This window comes from Halomonas aestuarii (assembly GCF_001886615.1).
GTDB classification, from domain to species: domain Bacteria; phylum Pseudomonadota; class Gammaproteobacteria; order Pseudomonadales; family Halomonadaceae; genus Halomonas; species Halomonas aestuarii.
Map to the genome: position 1 here is coordinate 2,789,527 of NZ_CP018139.1, position 17,040 is coordinate 2,806,566.

Here is a 17,040-nt window from a genome sequence, read left to right on the forward strand (position 1 = left end):
CCTGGTGACTGGCGGCAGGTATTGCGGCAATGAATGAATACCCCCGTCGGATTTGAGGTTCGGCGGGGATTTTTCTTGGGGCTACGCTATCCAGCTTGGCAGCTTGGCAGCTTGGCAGCTTGGCAGCTTGGCCGCTTGGCGCACTCTCCTATTTCCCCCCGCCGTCCACCTCGGCATCCCGCTGGGCTCGCCAGGCCATGATCTGGGCGTAGCGCTTCTCCTGGCCGTAGGCGGTGGGTTGGTAGAAGCGGCGGTGAGGCACCTCGTCCGGCCAACAGTCGTGGGCGCTGCCGGCTGGGTAGCCGTCGGGCTCGTCATGGGCGTAGCGGTAGCCCTGTCCGTGGCCCAGGGACTCCATCAGCTTCGTCGGCGCATTGCGCAGGTAGGTCGGCACCTCGAGGCGCGGCTGCGCGGCTGCGAAGTCCTTGGCCCGTTTCCAGGCCCTGTCGATGGCGTTGCTCTTCGGCGCCACCGCCAGGTGAATGGCGGCATGGGCGATGGCGCGCTGGCCCTCGTAGTCGCCCAGGCGCAGGTAGGCGTCCCAGGCCGCCATGACCAGCGGCAGGGCACGCGGGTCGGCGTTGCCCACATCTTCCGAGGCGATGGCGGTGAGGCGGCGTATCACATCCAGCGGATCACCGCCGCCCTGCATGAATCGCGCGATGTAGAGGAGGGCGGCATCGGGGCGCGAGGAGCGGACCGACTTGTGGATCGCCGAGAGCAGGTCGTAGTAGTGGTCGCCTTGCTTGTCGAAGGCACTGGCCTGGTGGCCGATCACGTCCTCCAGCGCCTCCCGGGGCAGGCGTTCACCGTCGCCCTCGGCCACCACCGTGAATTCGCAGGCGGTCTCCAGCAGGCCCAGTGCCCGGCGGGCATCGCCGGCGGCGGCCCGGGCCAGCAGGGTCAGCACCTCGTCGTCCACCTGGATGCGTCGGGCGCCTAGGCCGCGCTCGTCGTCGGCCAGGGCCCGCTGCATGACCTCCACGAGTTCCGCCTCGGTCAGCGACTTGAGGACGTGGACGCGTGCCCGGGAGAGCAGCGCCGAGTTGACCTCGAAGGAGGGGTTCTCCGTGGTGGCGCCGATCAGCGTGAGCAGACCCGACTCCACATGGGGCAGCAGGGCGTCCTGCTGGCTCTTGTTGAGACGATGGATCTCGTCGAGGAACAGCAGGGTGGGACGCTCCCTGGCCTGCATGTCGCGGGCGCGATCGACCGCGGCGCGGATCTCCTTGACCCCCGCCATCACCGCCGAGAGGTGCTCCAGGTGAGCGCCGGAGACCTCGGCGAGGATCTCGGCCAGGGTGGTCTTGCCCGTGCCGGGCGGCCCCCAGAGGATCATTGAGCGCACCACGCCGCTCTCGGCCATGCGGGCCAGTGGCTTGCCGGGTCCCACCAGCGCCTGCTGGCCCACGTAGTCCTCGAGCCGTCGCGGGCGCATGCGGAAGGCCAGCGGGGCCGCATCGTCTGGCGCATGGCGCTGGAAGAGATCCATGTCTGACTCCTTGGCAGGTGGCTGCTAGAGTGGTTGTGTCGTCGCAGGCAATACGACCTTGGGTGACAGGCAAGATTCGCCGGTGAGGGCTAGCTTGAGTCAGGTTGCCCTTGCCAGGGGCAGTCCCTCTCGGTGAACCTGACGTGCCGAGGCGAATCCAATCTTGATAGCCTTCTGTCCCATATCACCATGCAGGAGACCGATGCCATGCCCATGCTCAAACAGTTGCGTCAGGATCATGCCAACATGGCGCGCATGTTGCACGTCCTGCAGCTCAAGCAGAAGACCCTGGCCGAAGGAGCGCGCCCCAACTTCCAGCTGGTCAGGGAGGTCGTGGACTACATCCTCGACTACCAGGAAGGCTTTACCCAGCCTCTCGAGAAGGTCTGCACCGAGCGCCTCAAGGAACTGGACCCGTCGAGCGTCGAGGTGACCGAGCGACTGGCAAAGGACTATCGTTCCCTGAAGGCCCGGCTCAAGCGGCTCTCCAACGACCTCGACATGATCCTCATGGACTCGGTCGTGCCCATGGACAAGTTCTCCGACGATCTCAATTCCTACCTGGAGAGCCACCGCGCCTACCTGACAGATGAACGTGAGCTGCTGTTCCCGCTGATCCGCGAGAACTTCAGCGACGAGGACTTCAAGGCGCTGCAAGATGCCCTGCCGGAAGGCGCCCAGGATCAAATCGCCCGCCTTCAGGAGGCCTACCCCGAGCTCTATCACGAGCTGCGGGACGCCCCCGTGCCGGAGACCTGATCCCGGCGCATTCTCGGGGCAACGGCATTTCGGCTCGGCCCCGACTCTGGGGTAGAATGGCCGCCTTCGTCCGCGGCCGACCCCCAGCCATGTTCCTGACGTTCGTTCCATCCCCGCCGTTGAACCGTCCCGCGCTCCCGGCCCCCCTGCAGGGGGAAGGCGCCTGATGGCGGGTCCGATCCTGGTCTTCGATTCCGGTGTGGGCGGGCTGTCGGTGGTGCAGGCCCTGCGTCGACGGCTGCCCGAGGCGGCCCTGTCCTATGCCTGCGACAATGCCATGCTGCCCTATGGTCGACGCGAGGATGCCTGGCTGGTGCAGCGGATCCAGGCCGTCTGCCAGGCCGCGGTCGCGGCCAGCAACTGCCGCGCGCTGGTGGTGGCCTGCAACACGGCCAGCACCCTGGCCCTCGATGCCCTGCGCGAGTGCCTGACCATTCCCGTGATCGGTACCGTGCCGGCCATCAAGCCCGCCGCGGCCGCGAGCAGGACGCGTCATATCGGTCTCCTGGCCACCAGCGCCACCGTGTCGCGCCCCTATACCCTGCAGCTGATCCATGACTTCGCGGCCGACTGTCGCGTCACCCGGGTGGCCGCCGATGACCTGGTGGGTGAGGCGGAGCGCCTGGTGACCGGAGAGTCCCCGGACCGCGAGGTGATCCGCCGCGCCCTGGCGCCCCTCTGGGCCGGCTCGACAGCGGATCTCCCCGACCTGGATACCGTCGTGCTGGGCTGCACCCATTTTCCGTTGTTGCGCCGCTGGCTCGCCGAGGCGGCCCCTCGCGAGGTGGCCTGGATCGATTCCGGCGAGGCCATCGCCCGTCGGGTGGCCCAGGTGGTGGCAGTGCCCGCCACCCGGCAGGGACCAGAACCGAGCTTCATCACGGCACCCGACGAGCGCCTAGGCAGGGGGCTTTCCGCCTTCGGCTTCGCCGCCCCGCGGCACCTGCAGCCGGCCTGAGCCGCCCGCGTACCGCGTTGCTCTTTTTTCCCTGTTCACTATTCACCTTCACCTCAATACCCACCTTCACCACAGGAGCCGCCGTGGCCATTCCCGTCGTCGACCCCGCCCGCTATGACCAGCAGCTCGAGGCCAAGCGCGAGCGTATCACCCGCGACTTCGAGCGCTTCGCGCCGCCCCCGCTGGAGGTCTTCCCCTCGCCGCCGAGCCACTACCGCCAGCGCTGCGAGTTCCGCCTGTGGCACGAGGGGGACGACCTCTTCTATGCCATGTTCGAGGTGGATCCCGAGGATCCGAAGAAGAAGACCGTGGTCCGGCTGGATGACTACCCGGTGGCCAGCCGACAGATCAACGACCTCATGCCACGCCTGCTCGAGGCGATCCGCGACAACGACCTGCTGCGCCGCCGCCTCTTCCAGGTCGAGTTCCTCACCACCCTCTCCGGCGAGGCCCTGGTGACGCTGATCTACCATCGCCGTCTCGATGAGGCCTGGGAAGCCGAGGCCCGTGCCCTGCAGCAGGCGCTGGGCATCATGATCATCGGCCGCGCCCGCAAGCAGCGCCTGGTGCTGGAGCGGGACCACGTCTGGGAGCGCCTGGCGGTGGACGGTGAGGCCCTGGTCTACCAGCAAGTGGAGAACAGCTTCACCCAGCCCAATGCCGAGATCTGCCGCTCGATGCTCTCCTGGGCGCGGGACGTCACCCGGGACAGCCAGGACGGCGACCTGGTTGAGCTCTACTGCGGCAACGGCAACTTCACAGTGGCGCTGGCCGGGAACTTCCGCCGGGTGCTGGCCACCGAGATCTCGCGCACCTCGGTGGCCAGTGCGCGGGTCAACCTGGAGGCCAACGGCATCGAGAATGCCGAGGTAGGGCGCATGTCCGCCGAGGAGTTCTCCCAGGCCCTGAGGGGAGAGAAGGGCGGCCGCCGCGTGGCCGAGATGGCCCTCGACGACTACGCCTTCTCCACGGTGCTGGTGGACCCGCCGCGGGCGGGGCTCGACGACGAGAGTTGTCATCAACTCAGCGACTATGCGCGCATCGTCTATATTTCATGCAACCCCGAGACCCTGGCCGGAAATCTCGAGACGCTGACCCGTACCCACGAGATCCGGCGTCTTGCGCTCTTCGACCAGTTTCCCTGGACCCACCACTGCGAATGTGGGGTCCTGCTGGTGCGACGTGCCTGATGCGACCTTGGATGAGACGGCGTGCCGGTTGTCAAGCGGGGATGCGCAACCGACATGCTCCATGAGCGAAAAGGCATGCAGTTGGGGGCGGCTCGGGAAGTGACGTAAGCTGGATGGCGATGCGGCCAGGAGGCCGCCACGTCAAGTTCTCCCGGCCGCTTCAGGCGGCCGCAGGCAGCCGAGGTGATGGATGCAACATGTCGCACACGAGGAGACCCGCCAGGATCTGCTCAAGCAACTCGATGAGCGGCTGAAAGGCCGTCTGGACGAGGACAAGGCCGCCGAGGTGTATGCCTTCGCCCGCCACTTCTATGCCACGATACCGCTCGACGACCTGGCCGATCGCCGTCTCGACGACATCTATGGCGCCACCCTCTCCGTGTGGCACTTCCTCCAGCAGTTCGATTCCGAAGACCCCAAGGTGCGGGTCTTCAATCCCGACTTCGAACAGCACGGCTGGCAGTCCACCCATACCTTCATCGCCGTGCTGCACGAGGACATGCCCTTTCTGGTCGACTCGGTGCGCATCGAGTTGAACCGTCGCGGCATGACCGTGCATGCCATCCACAACGCCGTGCTGGCCACGCAGCGCGATGACCAGCATCGCCTGCAGCGGGTCACCCCGACCCAGCAGGCCGATGCCCCGGAGAATCGCGAGTCGTTGATCGCCATCGAGGTGGATCGCCACTCCGACCCGGCGGTGCTGGAGGACATCGAGACCAGCCTGCAGGAAGTGCTGCGTGACGTGCGCACCGCGGTGGCCGACTTCGAGCCGATGCGCGACCAGGCCCGTGCGGCCCTGGCCGAGCTCAAGGCCTCCCGACCCGAGCAGGTCGGCGCCGAGGACCATGAGGAAGCCATGGCCTTCGTCGAGTGGCTGCTCCACGACAACTTCACCTTCCTCGGCTATGACGAATACGCCGTCCATGAGGACCAGGGGCGTCAGCGCCTGGACCGCGTCAAGCAGAGCGAGCTGGGGGTCTTCCGCCTCGACCAGCCCCGCTACCAGGAGCGCATCCGCACCGACCAGGGCGTCGAAGGCGACCGCTTCGTGCTGGTGCCCCAGCTGCTGTCGTTCGCCAAGAGCGCCCATCACGCCAGGATCCACCGTCCCACCTATCCCGACTACATCTCCATCGACCGCTACGACGATCAGGGACGGGTGGTCGGCGAGCGTCGCTTCCTGGGCCTGTTCACGGCGACGGTCTACAACGAGTCGCCGCGCAACGTGCCGATCCTGCGCCGCAAGCTCAAGACGGTGATGGCCAGTTCTGGCTTCAATCCCAAGGGCCACAACGGCAAGCACCTGCTGCACATCCTCGAGGTCTATCCCCGCGACGACCTGTTCCAGATCGACCCCGACGAGCTGACCCAGACGGCGCTGGGCATCCTCGACATGCGCGAGCGGCGTCGGGTGCGGCTGTTCATCCGCGAGGACCGCTCCGGCCGGTTCTACTCCTGCCTGGCCTTCGTGCCGCGCGATGTCTTCTCCACCGAGCTGCGCCTGCGCGTCCAGGACATGCTGTGCGAGGAGCTCGACGCCACCTTCGGCGACTTCAATACCTACCTCTCCGAGTCGGTGCTGGCGCGCATCCAGTTCATCCTGCGCTTCAAGGGCGACCGGCCGGTGGAGTATGACCTTCGCCGCCTGGAGGCCAAGCTGGCGACCTTGGCCCGCAACTGGCGCGATGACCTCCAGGGAGCGGCCATCGAGGGGTTCGGCGAGGAGCAGGCCAACCTGCTGATGGATCGCTTCCGCGATGCCTTCCCGGCCAGCTACCGGGACGACTTCTCGGCGCGCACCGCCGTCTACGACCTGCAGCACATCAGCGAGCTGGACGGCGGTGACCCGCTGGCCATCTCCCTCTACCGCCTGGTGGAGGAGGAGGGGAGCGGCGTCAACCTCAAGCTCTTCCACCGTGACCGCCCCATCCCGCTCTCCGACGTGCTGCCGATGATGGAGAACCTGGGGCTGCGCGTGATCGGCGAGCGTCCCTACGAGGTGCTGGCCCGTGATGGCAGCTACTGGATCCACGACTTCGACCTCGAGCACCACACCAGCACCGAGGTCAACCTCCAGGAGATGCGCGACACCTTCGTCGAGGCCTTCCAGCGCATCTGGGGCGGCAAGGCGGACAACGATGCCTTCAACCGCCTGATCATCGGCGCCAACCTGGACTGGCGCGAGGTGGCCATGCTCAGGGGGTATGCCCGCTACCTGAAACAGATCCGCTTCGGCGTCTCCCAGGACTACATGGCCGCCACCCTGGTCAACCATCCGGAGATCACCCGCGAGCTGGTGACGCTGTTCGAGCTGCGCTTCGATCCGAGCGAGCGACCGCCGGAGGGGGAGGCCGAGGCCTGCTCGGCGCGCATCCTGCAACTGCTCGACAATGTCGCCAGCCTCAACGATGACCAGCTGCTGCGCCGCTACATGGAGATGATCCAGGCGACCCAGCGCACCAACTACTACCAGAAGGGGCCCGATGGCCATCACAAGGACTACATGTCCTTCAAGATGGAGCCCTCCCGGATCACCGGCATTCCCAAGCCGCGGCCGGCCCATGAGATCTTCGTCTGCTCGCCGCAGGTCGAGGGCGTTCACCTGCGCGGTGGCAAGGTGGCGCGCGGCGGACTGCGCTGGTCCGACCGTTTCGAGGACTACCGCACCGAGGTCCTGGGGCTGGTCAAGGCCCAGCAGGTCAAGAACGCGGTGATCGTGCCGGTGGGCGCCAAGGGCGGCTTCGTCTGCAAGCGGCTGCCCGAGGGCGGCGACCGCGATGCCATCCAGCAGGAGGGCATCGCCTGCTACAAGACCTTCATCCGTGCCCTGCTCGACGTCACCGATAACCGGGTGGGCGGCGAGATCGTGCCCCCCCCGGACCTGGTGCGCCACGACGATGACGACGCCTACCTGGTGGTGGCCGCGGACAAGGGCACCGCGACCTTCTCCGACATCGCCAACGAGATCTCGGCCGAGTATGGCCACTGGCTGGGGGATGCCTTCGCCTCGGGCGGCGCCAACGGCTACGACCACAAGAAGATGGGCATCACCGCCAAGGGGGCCTGGGAGTCGGTCAAGCGCCATTTCCGCGGCCTGGGCCTGAACACCCAGGAGGACGAGTTCACGGTGGTCGGCATCGGCGACATGGCGGGCGATGTCTTCGGCAACGGCATGCTGCTCTCCGACAAGATTCGCCTGGTGGGGGCCTTCAACCACCTGCATATCTTCATCGACCCGACCCCGGACGTGGCGGCGAGCTTCGCCGAGCGCCAGCGCCTGTTCGACCTGCCGCGCTCCAGCTGGCAGGACTACAATGCCGAGCTGATCTCCGAGGGGGGCGGCATCTTCAGTCGTGCCGCCAAGACCATTCCCATCTCCCGTCAGATGAAGACGCTGTTCGGCATAAGGGAGGACAAGCTCTCGCCCAACGAGCTGATCCGCGCCATGCTCAAGTCGCACTTCGACCTGCTGTGGAACGGCGGTATCGGCACCTACGTGAAGTGCAGCGAGGAGACCGATGCCCAGGTGGGCGACAAGGCCAACGATGGCCTGCGCATCGATGGCCGCGAGCTGCAGTGCCGGGTCGTCGGCGAGGGCGGCAACCTGGGGCTCACCCAGCGCGGGCGCATGGAAGCGGCCGCCCGCGGCGTCCGGGTCAACACCGACTTCATCGACAATGCCGGCGGGGTCAACTGCTCCGACCATGAGGTCAATATCAAGATCCTCATCGACGAAGTGGTCAAGCGCGGCGACATGACCGAGAAGCAGCGCAACAAGCTGCTGGCCGACATGACCGGCGAGGTCTCGGACCTGGTGCTGCTCGACAACTACCGCCAGACCCAGGCGCTGGACCTCGCCGAGCGCCTGTCCCGGCAAGGCATCGGCCCCTTCCGGCGCTTCATCAGCGAGCTCGAGGCGGCCGGCCAGATCGACCGCGAACTTGAGTTCCTGCCCGATGACGAGCTGCTCCAGGAGCGGGCCGCCAACGAGCAGGGGATGCTGCTGCCGGAGCTCTCGGTGCTGATCTCCTACGCCAAGAGCGTGCTCAAGGGCGACCTGATCCACTCGGATGTCCCGGACGACCCGACCATCGTCAAGTTCGTCGAGCGGATCTTCCCGAAGGTGCTGGTCGAACGCTACAAGGACGAGATGTACGACCACCGGCTGAAGCGCGAGATCGTGGCCACCCAGGTGGCCAACGACCTGGTCGATCACATGGGGATCGTGTTCGTGCGCCGGCTGATCGATTCCACCGGAGCCGACCGATCCTCGATCGCCCGCGCGTACGTGGTGGCCCGCGACAGCTTCCAGCTGCCGCGCCTGTGGGAGCAGATCGAGGCGCTGGACAACAAGGTGCCGAGTGCCGTGCAGTACGACATGATGCTCGACCTGATGCGCATGCTGCGGCGTGCCACCCGCTGGTTCCTGCGCAACCGCACCGGCATGAGCACCCAGGAGGCCATCGACTTCTTCTCGCCGCGCCTGACGCAGCTGCAGGAGAACATCGGCAAGCGCCTGCGAGGCGAGGAGCAGGAGGCCTGGGCGGCCCGCCGTCAGTCGCTGGTGGAGGCGGGGGTGCCCGAGTCCCTGGCCTCTACCGTAGCGGCCGCCAACAGCCTCTATGCGGCCCTGGGCATCATCCAGGCGGCGCGCCAGACCAACGAGAAGCCCCAGCGCGTGGCCGAGATCTTCTACGAGATCGGCGATCGGCTCGAGCTGCCGTGGATGGCCCAGCGGATCACCGAGCTCAAGGTGCGCGACAGCTGGCAGGCCCAGGCCCGGGAGACCTTCCGTGACGACATCGATCGCCAGCAGCTGGCGCTGACCATCAGCGTGCTGGGCATGGATGAAGGCTCCAGGGATTCCACCGAGCGGGTCGAGCAGTGGCTCTCGCTGCACCAGGGCATGCACCGGCGCTGGTGTCGCCTGCTCGAGGAGGTGAGCAGCGGCGCCCACGGGGGCTTCCCCCTCTTCGCGGTGGCGGTGCGTGAACTGGTCGATCTGGCCGAGAGCAACCGCGGGGCCGCCTGACGGTTCCAGCCCCAGGGTTTCCGCCCCCGAAGAGACGAAACCCCGCCAGCGGCGGGGTTTCGTGCGTCAGGAGGTCCTGTCTCAGGCCCTTTTGTCAGGCCCTTTTTTCAGGCCCTTTTGTCAGGCCCTTTTTTCAGGCCCTTTTGTCAGGCCCTTTTGTCAGGCCCTGTTTTCAGGCCCGGTCATCAGGGCATGTCCTCCGGTCATGTCACAGCAGGAACACCGTCGCCAGGCCCAGGAAGGACATGAAGCCCACCACGTCGGTCACGGTGGTCAGGATCACCGAGCCCGACAGGGCGGGGTCGATGCCCGAACGCTTGAGCATCAACGGGATGACGATGCCGGCGACGCCCGCCGCCAGCATGTTGATCACCAGGGCGGCGGCGATGATGGCGCCGATGGCCACACTGCCGAACCACAGCACCGCGAGCACGGCCACCACCAGCGACCACAGCACGCCGTTGAGGGCGGCGATGCCGATCTCCTTGCGCAGCAGCCAGTGGCTGTTGGTGCGGCTGATCTGTCCCAGCGCCAGGCCACGGATCGCCAGGGTCAGGGTCTGGCTGCCGGCGATCCCCCCCATGCTGGCCACGATGGGCATCAGCACCGCCAGGGCGACGATCTTGTCCAGGGCATCCTCGAATCGCCCGATCACCCAGGCGGCCAGGAAGGCCGTCAGCAGGTTGATGCCGAGCCAGACGGCCCGGCGCTTGGCGCTGGGCATCACCGGTGCGAAGAGGTCCTCCTCCTCGTCCAGGCCCGCCATGTTCATCAGCGCCTGCTCGGAATTCTCGCGGATCACGTCGACGATGTCGTCGATGATGATGCGCCCGAGCAGCAGGCCGTCCTCGTCGACCACCGGGGCGGAGGACAGGTCGTGGGTCTGGAAGAGGGTGGCCACGTCGCGGGACTTCATGGTCACCTGGATGCTGTCCACCTCGCGGTCCATCAGGTCGGCCACGGCCATGTCGGGGTCGTTCGACACCAGCCGGGCCAGGGGGAGCACACCGGCGAAACGGCCGTCGCGGTCCACCACCATCAGCACGTGGGTATTGTCGGGCACGGCCTCCTTCCAGCGCAGGAAGCGCCGTACGGTCTCCAGGCTGACGTCGGCGCGCACGGCGATGGTGTCGGTGCGCATCAGTCGGCCGGCACTGTCCTCCTCGAAGGAGAGGGTCTCCTGCAGTCGCGAGCGCTGCAGCTCGTCCATGGAGCGCAGCATGTCCTCGGCGACCTGCTGGGGCAGGTCCTCGAAGATCTCCGCCAGGTCGGTGGTGTCGAGTCCGGTGGTGGCGGCGACGATCTCGGCATGGTCCATGTCGTCGATCAGGGTGCTGCGCACCTCGTCGTGCACGTGCAGCAGCACCTCGCCGTCGATCTCGCCCGGCACGCGCTCCCACAGCCGGATGCGCGCCGCCGGTGGCAGCGACTCCAGCAGCAGGGCCACTTCCGCCGGCTCCAGGTCGGAGAGGACATCGTCGACCTGCTCCAGTTGCTCCTTCTCCAGCGCCAGGTGAATCCGCGACAGGCGGTGCTCGAGTGTCTCGGTGGTATCGGTCATGGGCGCTTCCTGGCAAGGGTTCATCGTGGCGTGGCGTCCGCCTCGCCGTGTCCTGGGATGGGGCTCGTCGAAGGCCCCAGTAGAGCATAAATGGAGCGGATGATGGAGCCGTCGGCGAGCGGGTGCATCCCCTCAACCCGCCGACCTGGGCGCGTCGTCTCGCGACGAGGGGGCTGGTATACTCTCGCCCGCTTGCCGCCGTGCGACTTGCCATCGCCTCGGGGCCTCACCACCAGGAGCCGCCATGTACTCGCTTGCCCGTTCGCTGCTGTTCCGTCTCGACGCAGAGACCGCCCACGGCGTGGCGCTCTCCGGCCTGGACCTGGCCGGCCGCCTTGGGCTGGCGCCGCGGCTGGGTGGTGGCCGGGTCGAGGACCCGGTGGAGCTGATGGGGCTGCGCTTTCCCAATCGGGTCGGCCTGGCCGCCGGGCTCGACAAGAACGCCGATCATCTCGACGCCCTGGGGGCGCTGGGGTTCGGCTTCGTGGAGGTGGGCACCGTGACGCCCAGGCCCCAGGACGGCAATCCGAGGCCTCGGCTGTTCCGGCTGCCGGAGCAGGGCGCCATCATCAACCGGATGGGCTTCAACAACGCCGGGGTGGATCACCTCGTGGCGCGGGTCCGGGCGAGCCGTTACGACGGCGTGATCGGCATCAACATCGGCAAGAACCTCACCACCCCGGTGGAGCAGGCGGTGGACGACTACCTGACCTGCCTGGGCAAGGTGCACGCCCACGCGCACTACATCACGGTGAACATCTCCTCGCCCAACACGCCGGGGCTGCGCAACCTGCAGTTCGGCGAGCATCTCGATGCGCTGCTCGGGGCCCTGCGCGAGGAGGGGCGACGGCTCGATCGCCAGGCCGGTCGCCGCGTGCCCCTGGCGGTGAAGATCGCGCCGGACATGACCGCCGACGAGGTCGGGCTGGTGGCCCGCACCCTCGAGGCCAATGCCATCGACGCGGTGATCGCCACCAACACCACGGTCTCCCGGGAGGCGGTGGCAGGGCTCGAGCATGCCGACGAGCAGGGCGGGCTCTCCGGGCGACCGGTCTTCGAGCCCTCGAACAGGGTGGTCCGCGAGCTGCGCCGTCGCCTGCCCGACATGCCGATCATCGGCGTGGGCGGCATCGACAGCGGGGAGGCGGCGGTGGCCAAGGTGGCGGCCGGGGCCGACCTGGTGCAGCTCTATTCGGGCTTCATCTATCGCGGGCCCGGCCTGGTGGGAGAGTGCGCCCGGGCGCTGCGCGCCCATGCGGCCGATGCCTGATGGTCCGGCAGCAAAAAGCCCACGGCGGTGCCATGGGCTTGATAGGTTCGTCATCACCTCTGACGATGGGTTACCTGACCCGGTAGATGCGGGGTCACATCACCATGGGGTTCTTGTGAATGCCGGAGACACCCGTCATGCCGGACCATTGATCCCCACGACCTTCACGCCAACCGCTCATCCAGTACTCGCGTAGATTGATATCCTGACTGGGACACTCATCGCGGGAACGACCTGAGAGACCCGCCTTGTACCCATGAACATAGGCACGCTGGAAGCGATCACGTTTCTGTCGTTTCATTGGACTACCTCTTGATGAAGGTACCGATGTGAACCCGGTCTTGCGACCGGATTCGTGTTGCCCGGGCAACATCGGTCTTTGCGGCAACTCCTTGCGGCACAAAGACGAGAAACCCGCTGACAGGAACGCATGCGTCATTCAGTAGCTACTCAGACATTGATAGCCCAAGACGACGACGATTGTCGACTGATGAATTGTAACAAGGCGTTCACCTGACCGTGACGCCACCACCCCGGCCAGGCGCCGCGCCGACGGATATTCCATGACTGAACTGCAATCCCCTGACTCACGACACTTCCTGGCTACCTGCCCCAAGGGTATCGAGCTGCTGCTGGCCGACGAGCTGGCCGCCCATGGCGCCACGCCCGGCAAGACCACGGTGGCCGGGGTGTACTTCCGGGCCAGCCTCGAGACCGCCTACCGGGCCTGTCTCTGGTCGCGCCTGGCCAACCGGGTGGTGCTCTGCCTGGCCCAGCAGGAGGGTATCGAGACCCCCGAGGCGCTGCGCGCGGCCTCCGCGGCCATCGACTGGCGAGACCATCTCGCGCCCGGCGCGACCCTGGCCGTGGACTTCCACGGTCGCTCCGAGGCGATCCGCCACACCCGCTTCGGCGCCCAGACCGTCAAGGACGGGGTGGTGGACCGCCTCCACGCCGAGGGACGACCGCGGCCCGACATCGACACCCGACACCCGGACCTGCGCCTCTACGCCAACCTGCACCGTGGCCGGCTGACGCTGGGGGTGGACCTCTCCGGCGACAGCCTGCATCGCCGAGGCTACCGACGCGACGTCGGCCATGCCCCGCTCAAGGAGAACCTGGCCGCCGCCCTGCTGGTGCGCGCCGGCTGGCCGGCGCTGGCGAAGGAAGGAGCGCCGCTGGTCGACCCGCTGTGCGGTGCCGGCACCCTGCTGATCGAGGCCGCCCTGATGGCCGCCGACATTGCGCCGGGACTGGCCCGCGAGCGCTTCGGCTTCCATGGCTGGGCCGGCCACGACGAGCGCTGCTGGCGCGAGCTCAGGCGCGAGGCCGAGGCGCGAGCCAGCATCGGGCGAAAGCGCTGCCGCTCACGGCTGTTCGGCTTCGACGAGAGCCCTCCGGCGCTGGCGGCGGCGAAGGCCAACGCCATGCGCGCCGGGGTGCCGGCGCTGATCGAGCTGACGGGGGCCTCCCTCACCGGTCTCAGGCGCCCCGAAGGCTTGCCCGAGTCGCCCCGGGGACTGGTGATGACCAACCCTCCCTATGGCGAGCGTCTGGGGGAGCTGCCGGAGCTGGTGCAGCTCTATGGTCAGCTCGGGGACCGGGTCAGGGTGGCCTTCCCGGGCTGGCAACTGGCGGTCTTCACCGCCAACCCGGACCTCGGGCACCGCATCGGGCTGCGGGCCCACAAGCACTATTCGCTGAAGAACGGTCCCCTGGATGCCCGGTTGCTGCTGATGGCGATTCCCGAGGCGGGCGAGGCCCCGGCGAGCGGTGACGAAACCGCCGGAGAGGCGCCCCCCGCGCGCTCCGAGGGGGCGCAGATGTTCGCCAATCGCCTGGAGAAGAACCGCAAGCGGTTGAAGAAGTGGCTCAAGAAGAGCGGCGAGAGCTGCTACCGGCTCTACGATGCCGACATGCCCGAATACGCCCTGGCCATCGACCTCTACGGCGCCCGGGTGCATGTCCAGGAGTATGCGCCGCCCCGCTCCGTGGATGCCGCCCAGGCCCAGAAGCGGCTTCATGAGGCGCTGGGTGTGATTCCCGAGGTGCTCGGCGTCGACCCCAGGCACGTGGTGGTCAAGCGCCGTGAGCGACAGAGCGGCAAGGAGCAGTATCGCAAGCAGGCGGCCAGCGGCGAGCGTTTCGAGGTGCGCGAGGGGCGGGCCCGGCTGTGGGTCAACCTGCGCGACTACCTGGACACCGGCCTCTTCCTCGACCATCGACCGGTGCGTCGCATGCTCGGCGAGATGGCTGCCGGCAAGCGTTTCCTCAACCTCTTCTGCTACACCGGCGCCGCCACGGTGCAGGCGGCCCTGGGGTCACAGAAAGAGGGCACGGCGACGGCCGGCGGCGCCAGCGAGAGCGTGAGCGTCGATCTGTCCAATACCTACCTGGAGTGGGCGCGGGACAACTTCGCCCTCAACCGCCTCGACCCGAGCCGCCACCGGGTGGTGCGCGACGACTGCCTGCGCTGGCTGGAGACCGCCGGCGGCGAGTTCGACCTGATCTTCCTGGACCCGCCGACCTTCTCCAACTCGAAGAAGATGGCCGATACCCTGGATGTGCAGCGCGACCACGGTCGGCTGGTGCGCCTCACCATGGCGCGCCTGGCGCCGGGCGGGACCCTGGTATTCTCCAACAACCAGCGGCGCTTCAAGATGGATGCGGATCTGGCCGAGCAGTATGCGGTCGAGGATATCTCGTCGCGCACCTTCGACCCCGATTTCTCGAGGAACCCTGACCTGCACCATGTGTTCCTGATCCGCCATCGGGAGGGCGCATGACCCGACTGAGGCTCTACACCACCCTGGGCTGCCATCTCTGCGAGCAGCTCGAAGCGTTGCTGGTGACCCTCTGTGCCACCCCGTACCGGCTGGACAGGGTCGAGATCAGCGACGATGACGCCCTGGTCGAGCGCTACGGGGTGCGCATCCCGGTCCTGGTGGATGAAGCGGGCGTGGAACTGGACCGCGGCATGGAACCCGATCGCCTGGCCGCCTGGCTGGCGGAGCGGGGCTGGCTCGACGAGGCCGCCTGGCAGCGGCTGCAGCAGCAGCGGAGTAGTGAAACGCCGCCCGAGGCGGTGAAGGGGGCGACCCTGCGCGGGGGGCGGCGCTATCTGGGCTGACGGTCTTCGGCCGGCCCTCGGCCCCTAGAGCGAGTCCAGCAGCGACAGCTGGCTGACGGCGTCACGCCCCTCGGCGCTCTCGTCCTCCACCTCCAGCACCTTGCGGAAGCCGCGCGAGGACAGGATGGTGGTCTCGTCGGCCAGCCACATCATCGTCTGGGCATGGTCGTCGGCCAGGCGATGCTTCAGGCCGCCGAACTGGGTGCCGATCTGCCCCCAGGCGCGGCTGAAGATCCAGTCGCCGAACATGTCCTGATGGACATGCACCAGCACATAGTCATGGTCGGTTTCCCAGCGGACGATCACGGCAGCTCCCGAGGTGGAGGGCGGCGTCGGCGCCGCCCGGTGTGGCCTGTGGCGGTATTGTAAGGGCTTGGGCACACTGAACAAGTCACATCATCCCGGAAGTCAGGAGACCGCCATGAAAATCGTCGTCGATGCCAATGTCCCCGCCGCCGAGGCCTGCCTCGGGGAACTGGGCGAGGTGGTCCGCGTGCCGGGGCGAGAGATCGAGGCGGCCACGGTGCGCGATGCCGATGCCCTGGTGGTGCGCTCCATCACCCAAGTCGATGCGTCCCTGATCGCCGAGGCCAGGGCGATTGGCTCGCCCCTGCGCTTCGTCGGCACCTGCACCATCGGCACCGACCACGTGGACGAACAGGCCCTCGCCGACCACGGCATCGGTTTTTCCAGCGCTCCCGGCTGCAACGCCGAGGCGGTGGTCGACTACGTGCTGGCGAGCCTCTCGACCCTGGCCGAGCGCCAGGGGTGGCGACTCGCCGAGCGGCGGGTCGGCATCGTCGGCGTGGGCAATGTGGGCGGGCGGCTGCTGGGGCGACTCACCGCCATGAGCATCGACTGCCTGGCCTGCGACCCGCCCAGGGTTGAAGCAGAGAGCATCGAGGCGGAAGGCCCCGAGGGGCTGCCCGGCTTCCATGACCTGGACACCCTGATCGACGAGTGCGACGTGCTGTGCCTGCATACGCCGCTGGTGAGAGAGGGTCCCCATGCCACGCACCACCTGCTCGATGCCCAGCGCATCGCGGCCCTGGCGCCGGGCACGGTGCTGCTCAATGCCGGTCGCGGCGACTGCGTGGATGGCCGGGCCCTGCGCCAGCGCCTGGCGGGGCAGGGCGACCTCACGGCGGTGCTCGACGTCTGGGAGCACGAACCCGCCATCGACGCCGCCCTGGCGGATCTCGCCGAGATCGCCACGCCGCACGTCGCCGGTTACAGCCTGGACGGCAAGCTGCGGGGCACCCACCAGATCTATCGCGCCCTGGCCCACCATGTCGGCCTGCCGGCTCGCCTGACGATGGATGACCTGGCGCCGCCGCCTCCCGTGGCGCGTCTCGTCCTGGACAGTGGCCTCTCACCCGAGGAGGCGCTGCGCCTGTGCATGCGCGTCGTCCATGACACGCGACGCGACCATGACAGCCTGCATCGCGAGGCACGCCGCCAGGGCATGGCGAAGGGCTTCGACGACTGCCGGGCCCGCTATCCGCTGCGCCGGGAGTTCGCCACCCTCGAGATCGGGCTGCGCGAGGGGGCCCGGGAGTGGGCGGCCCTGCTGGCCGGCGCCGGGTTCCGGGTCGACATGGCCTGAGGGCCTCGGGGCCCTCAACGCAGCAGGCCCGCCGTATGG

At 67.7% G+C, this 17,040-nt stretch carries 12 protein-coding genes; 8 read left to right on the forward strand and 4 right to left on the reverse strand.

The window, feature by feature from the left end; genetic code table 11:
• Positions 1-148: 148 nt before the first annotated feature.
• Complete coding sequence (locus tag BOX17_RS12975; RefSeq protein WP_071945211.1) at positions 149-1,492, reverse strand: replication-associated recombination protein A; 1,344 nt, start codon at positions 1,490-1,492, stop codon at positions 149-151.
• A 213-nt stretch (positions 1,493-1,705) separates the two neighbouring features.
• On the opposite strand from BOX17_RS12975, the gene BOX17_RS12980 reads away from it, so the two are divergent.
• From BOX17_RS12980 to BOX17_RS12995, 4 genes are all read left to right on the forward strand, one after another.
• Positions 1,706-2,251 (forward strand): hemerythrin domain-containing protein, encoded by a 546-nt coding sequence (locus BOX17_RS12980; protein ID WP_071946870.1) that lies wholly within the window; start codon positions 1,706-1,708, stop codon positions 2,249-2,251.
• Positions 2,252-2,417: 166 nt separating this feature from the next.
• Entirely contained in the window at positions 2,418-3,209 is a 792-nt protein-coding gene (gene murI / locus BOX17_RS12985) for a glutamate racemase (protein ID WP_071945213.1), read from the forward strand.
• Positions 3,210-3,292: 83 nt separating this feature from the next.
• Positions 3,293-4,399 (forward strand): tRNA (uridine(54)-C5)-methyltransferase TrmA, encoded by a 1,107-nt coding sequence (gene trmA, locus BOX17_RS12990; RefSeq protein ID WP_071945215.1) that lies wholly within the window; start codon positions 3,293-3,295, stop codon positions 4,397-4,399.
• 190 nt (positions 4,400-4,589) lie between these two features.
• Positions 4,590-9,434, forward strand: coding sequence for an NAD-glutamate dehydrogenase (locus BOX17_RS12995; protein ID WP_071945217.1), 4,845 nt, complete (start codon positions 4,590-4,592; stop codon positions 9,432-9,434).
• A 208-nt stretch (positions 9,435-9,642) separates the two neighbouring features.
• Here the strand turns inward: BOX17_RS12995 and mgtE are convergent, their stop codons facing one another.
• Positions 9,643-10,995 carry a magnesium transporter gene (mgtE, locus tag BOX17_RS13000; protein ID WP_071945219.1) on the reverse strand — a complete coding sequence of 451 codons (1,353 nt, stop codon included), beginning with the start codon at positions 10,993-10,995 and terminating at the stop codon, positions 9,643-9,645.
• A gap of 244 nt (positions 10,996-11,239) precedes the next feature.
• Here mgtE and BOX17_RS13005 point away from each other — a divergent pair, with 244 nt between their 5' ends.
• On the forward strand, positions 11,240-12,265 hold the full coding sequence (locus tag BOX17_RS13005; RefSeq protein ID WP_071945221.1) for a quinone-dependent dihydroorotate dehydrogenase: 1,026 nt from the start codon (positions 11,240-11,242) through the stop codon (positions 12,263-12,265).
• Between the two features lie 94 nt (positions 12,266-12,359).
• Here the strand turns inward: BOX17_RS13005 and rmf are convergent, their stop codons facing one another.
• Positions 12,360-12,566 (reverse strand): ribosome modulation factor, encoded by a 207-nt coding sequence (gene rmf / locus BOX17_RS13010; RefSeq protein ID WP_071945223.1) that lies wholly within the window; start codon positions 12,564-12,566, stop codon positions 12,360-12,362.
• 262 nt (positions 12,567-12,828) lie between these two features.
• On the opposite strand from rmf, the gene rlmKL reads away from it, so the two are divergent.
• Together rlmKL and BOX17_RS13020 are read left to right on the forward strand one after the other, a co-directional pair.
• Positions 12,829-15,051, forward strand: coding sequence for a bifunctional 23S rRNA (guanine(2069)-N(7))-methyltransferase RlmK/23S rRNA (guanine(2445)-N(2))-methyltransferase RlmL (gene rlmKL, locus BOX17_RS13015; protein WP_071945227.1), 2,223 nt, complete (start codon positions 12,829-12,831; stop codon positions 15,049-15,051).
• Positions 15,048-15,395 (forward strand): glutaredoxin family protein, encoded by a 348-nt coding sequence (locus BOX17_RS13020; protein WP_071945229.1) that lies wholly within the window; start codon positions 15,048-15,050, stop codon positions 15,393-15,395. Before rlmKL ends, BOX17_RS13020 begins: the two co-directional genes overlap by 4 nt.
• Positions 15,396-15,419: 24 nt before the next feature.
• On the opposite strand, the gene BOX17_RS13025 is transcribed toward BOX17_RS13020, so the two are convergent.
• Positions 15,420-15,701, reverse strand: a complete 282-nt coding sequence (locus BOX17_RS13025; RefSeq protein WP_071945231.1) for a hypothetical protein — start codon at positions 15,699-15,701, stop codon at positions 15,420-15,422.
• 115 nt (positions 15,702-15,816) lie between these two features.
• Between BOX17_RS13025 and pdxB the strand changes: the two genes are divergently transcribed.
• On the forward strand, positions 15,817-17,001 hold the full coding sequence (pdxB, locus tag BOX17_RS13030; protein ID WP_071945233.1) for a 4-phosphoerythronate dehydrogenase PdxB: 1,185 nt from the start codon (positions 15,817-15,819) through the stop codon (positions 16,999-17,001).
• Positions 17,002-17,040 lie beyond the last annotated feature (39 nt).

Bases quoted from the DNA above. Each gene is read 5' to 3' on its own strand.
- BOX17_RS12975 (WP_071945211.1), bottom strand. From the start codon at position 1,492: ATGGATCTCTTCCAGCGCCATGCGCCAGACGATGCGGCCCCGCTGGCC.
- BOX17_RS12980 (WP_071946870.1), top strand. From the start codon at position 1,706: ATGCTCAAACAGTTGCGTCAGGATCATGCCAACATGGCGCGCATGTTG.
- murI (WP_071945213.1), top strand. From the start codon at position 2,418: ATGGCGGGTCCGATCCTGGTCTTCGATTCCGGTGTGGGCGGGCTGTCG.
- BOX17_RS12995 (WP_071945217.1), top strand. From the start codon at position 4,590: ATGCAACATGTCGCACACGAGGAGACCCGCCAGGATCTGCTCAAGCAA.
- mgtE (WP_071945219.1), bottom strand. From the start codon at position 10,995: ATGACCGATACCACCGAGACACTCGAGCACCGCCTGTCGCGGATTCAC.
- BOX17_RS13005 (WP_071945221.1), top strand. From the start codon at position 11,240: ATGTACTCGCTTGCCCGTTCGCTGCTGTTCCGTCTCGACGCAGAGACC.
- rmf (WP_071945223.1), bottom strand. From the start codon at position 12,566: ATGAAACGACAGAAACGTGATCGCTTCCAGCGTGCCTATGTTCATGGG.
- rlmKL (WP_071945227.1), top strand. From the start codon at position 12,829: ATGACTGAACTGCAATCCCCTGACTCACGACACTTCCTGGCTACCTGC.
- BOX17_RS13020 (WP_071945229.1), top strand. From the start codon at position 15,048: ATGACCCGACTGAGGCTCTACACCACCCTGGGCTGCCATCTCTGCGAG.
- pdxB (WP_071945233.1), top strand. From the start codon at position 15,817: ATGAAAATCGTCGTCGATGCCAATGTCCCCGCCGCCGAGGCCTGCCTC.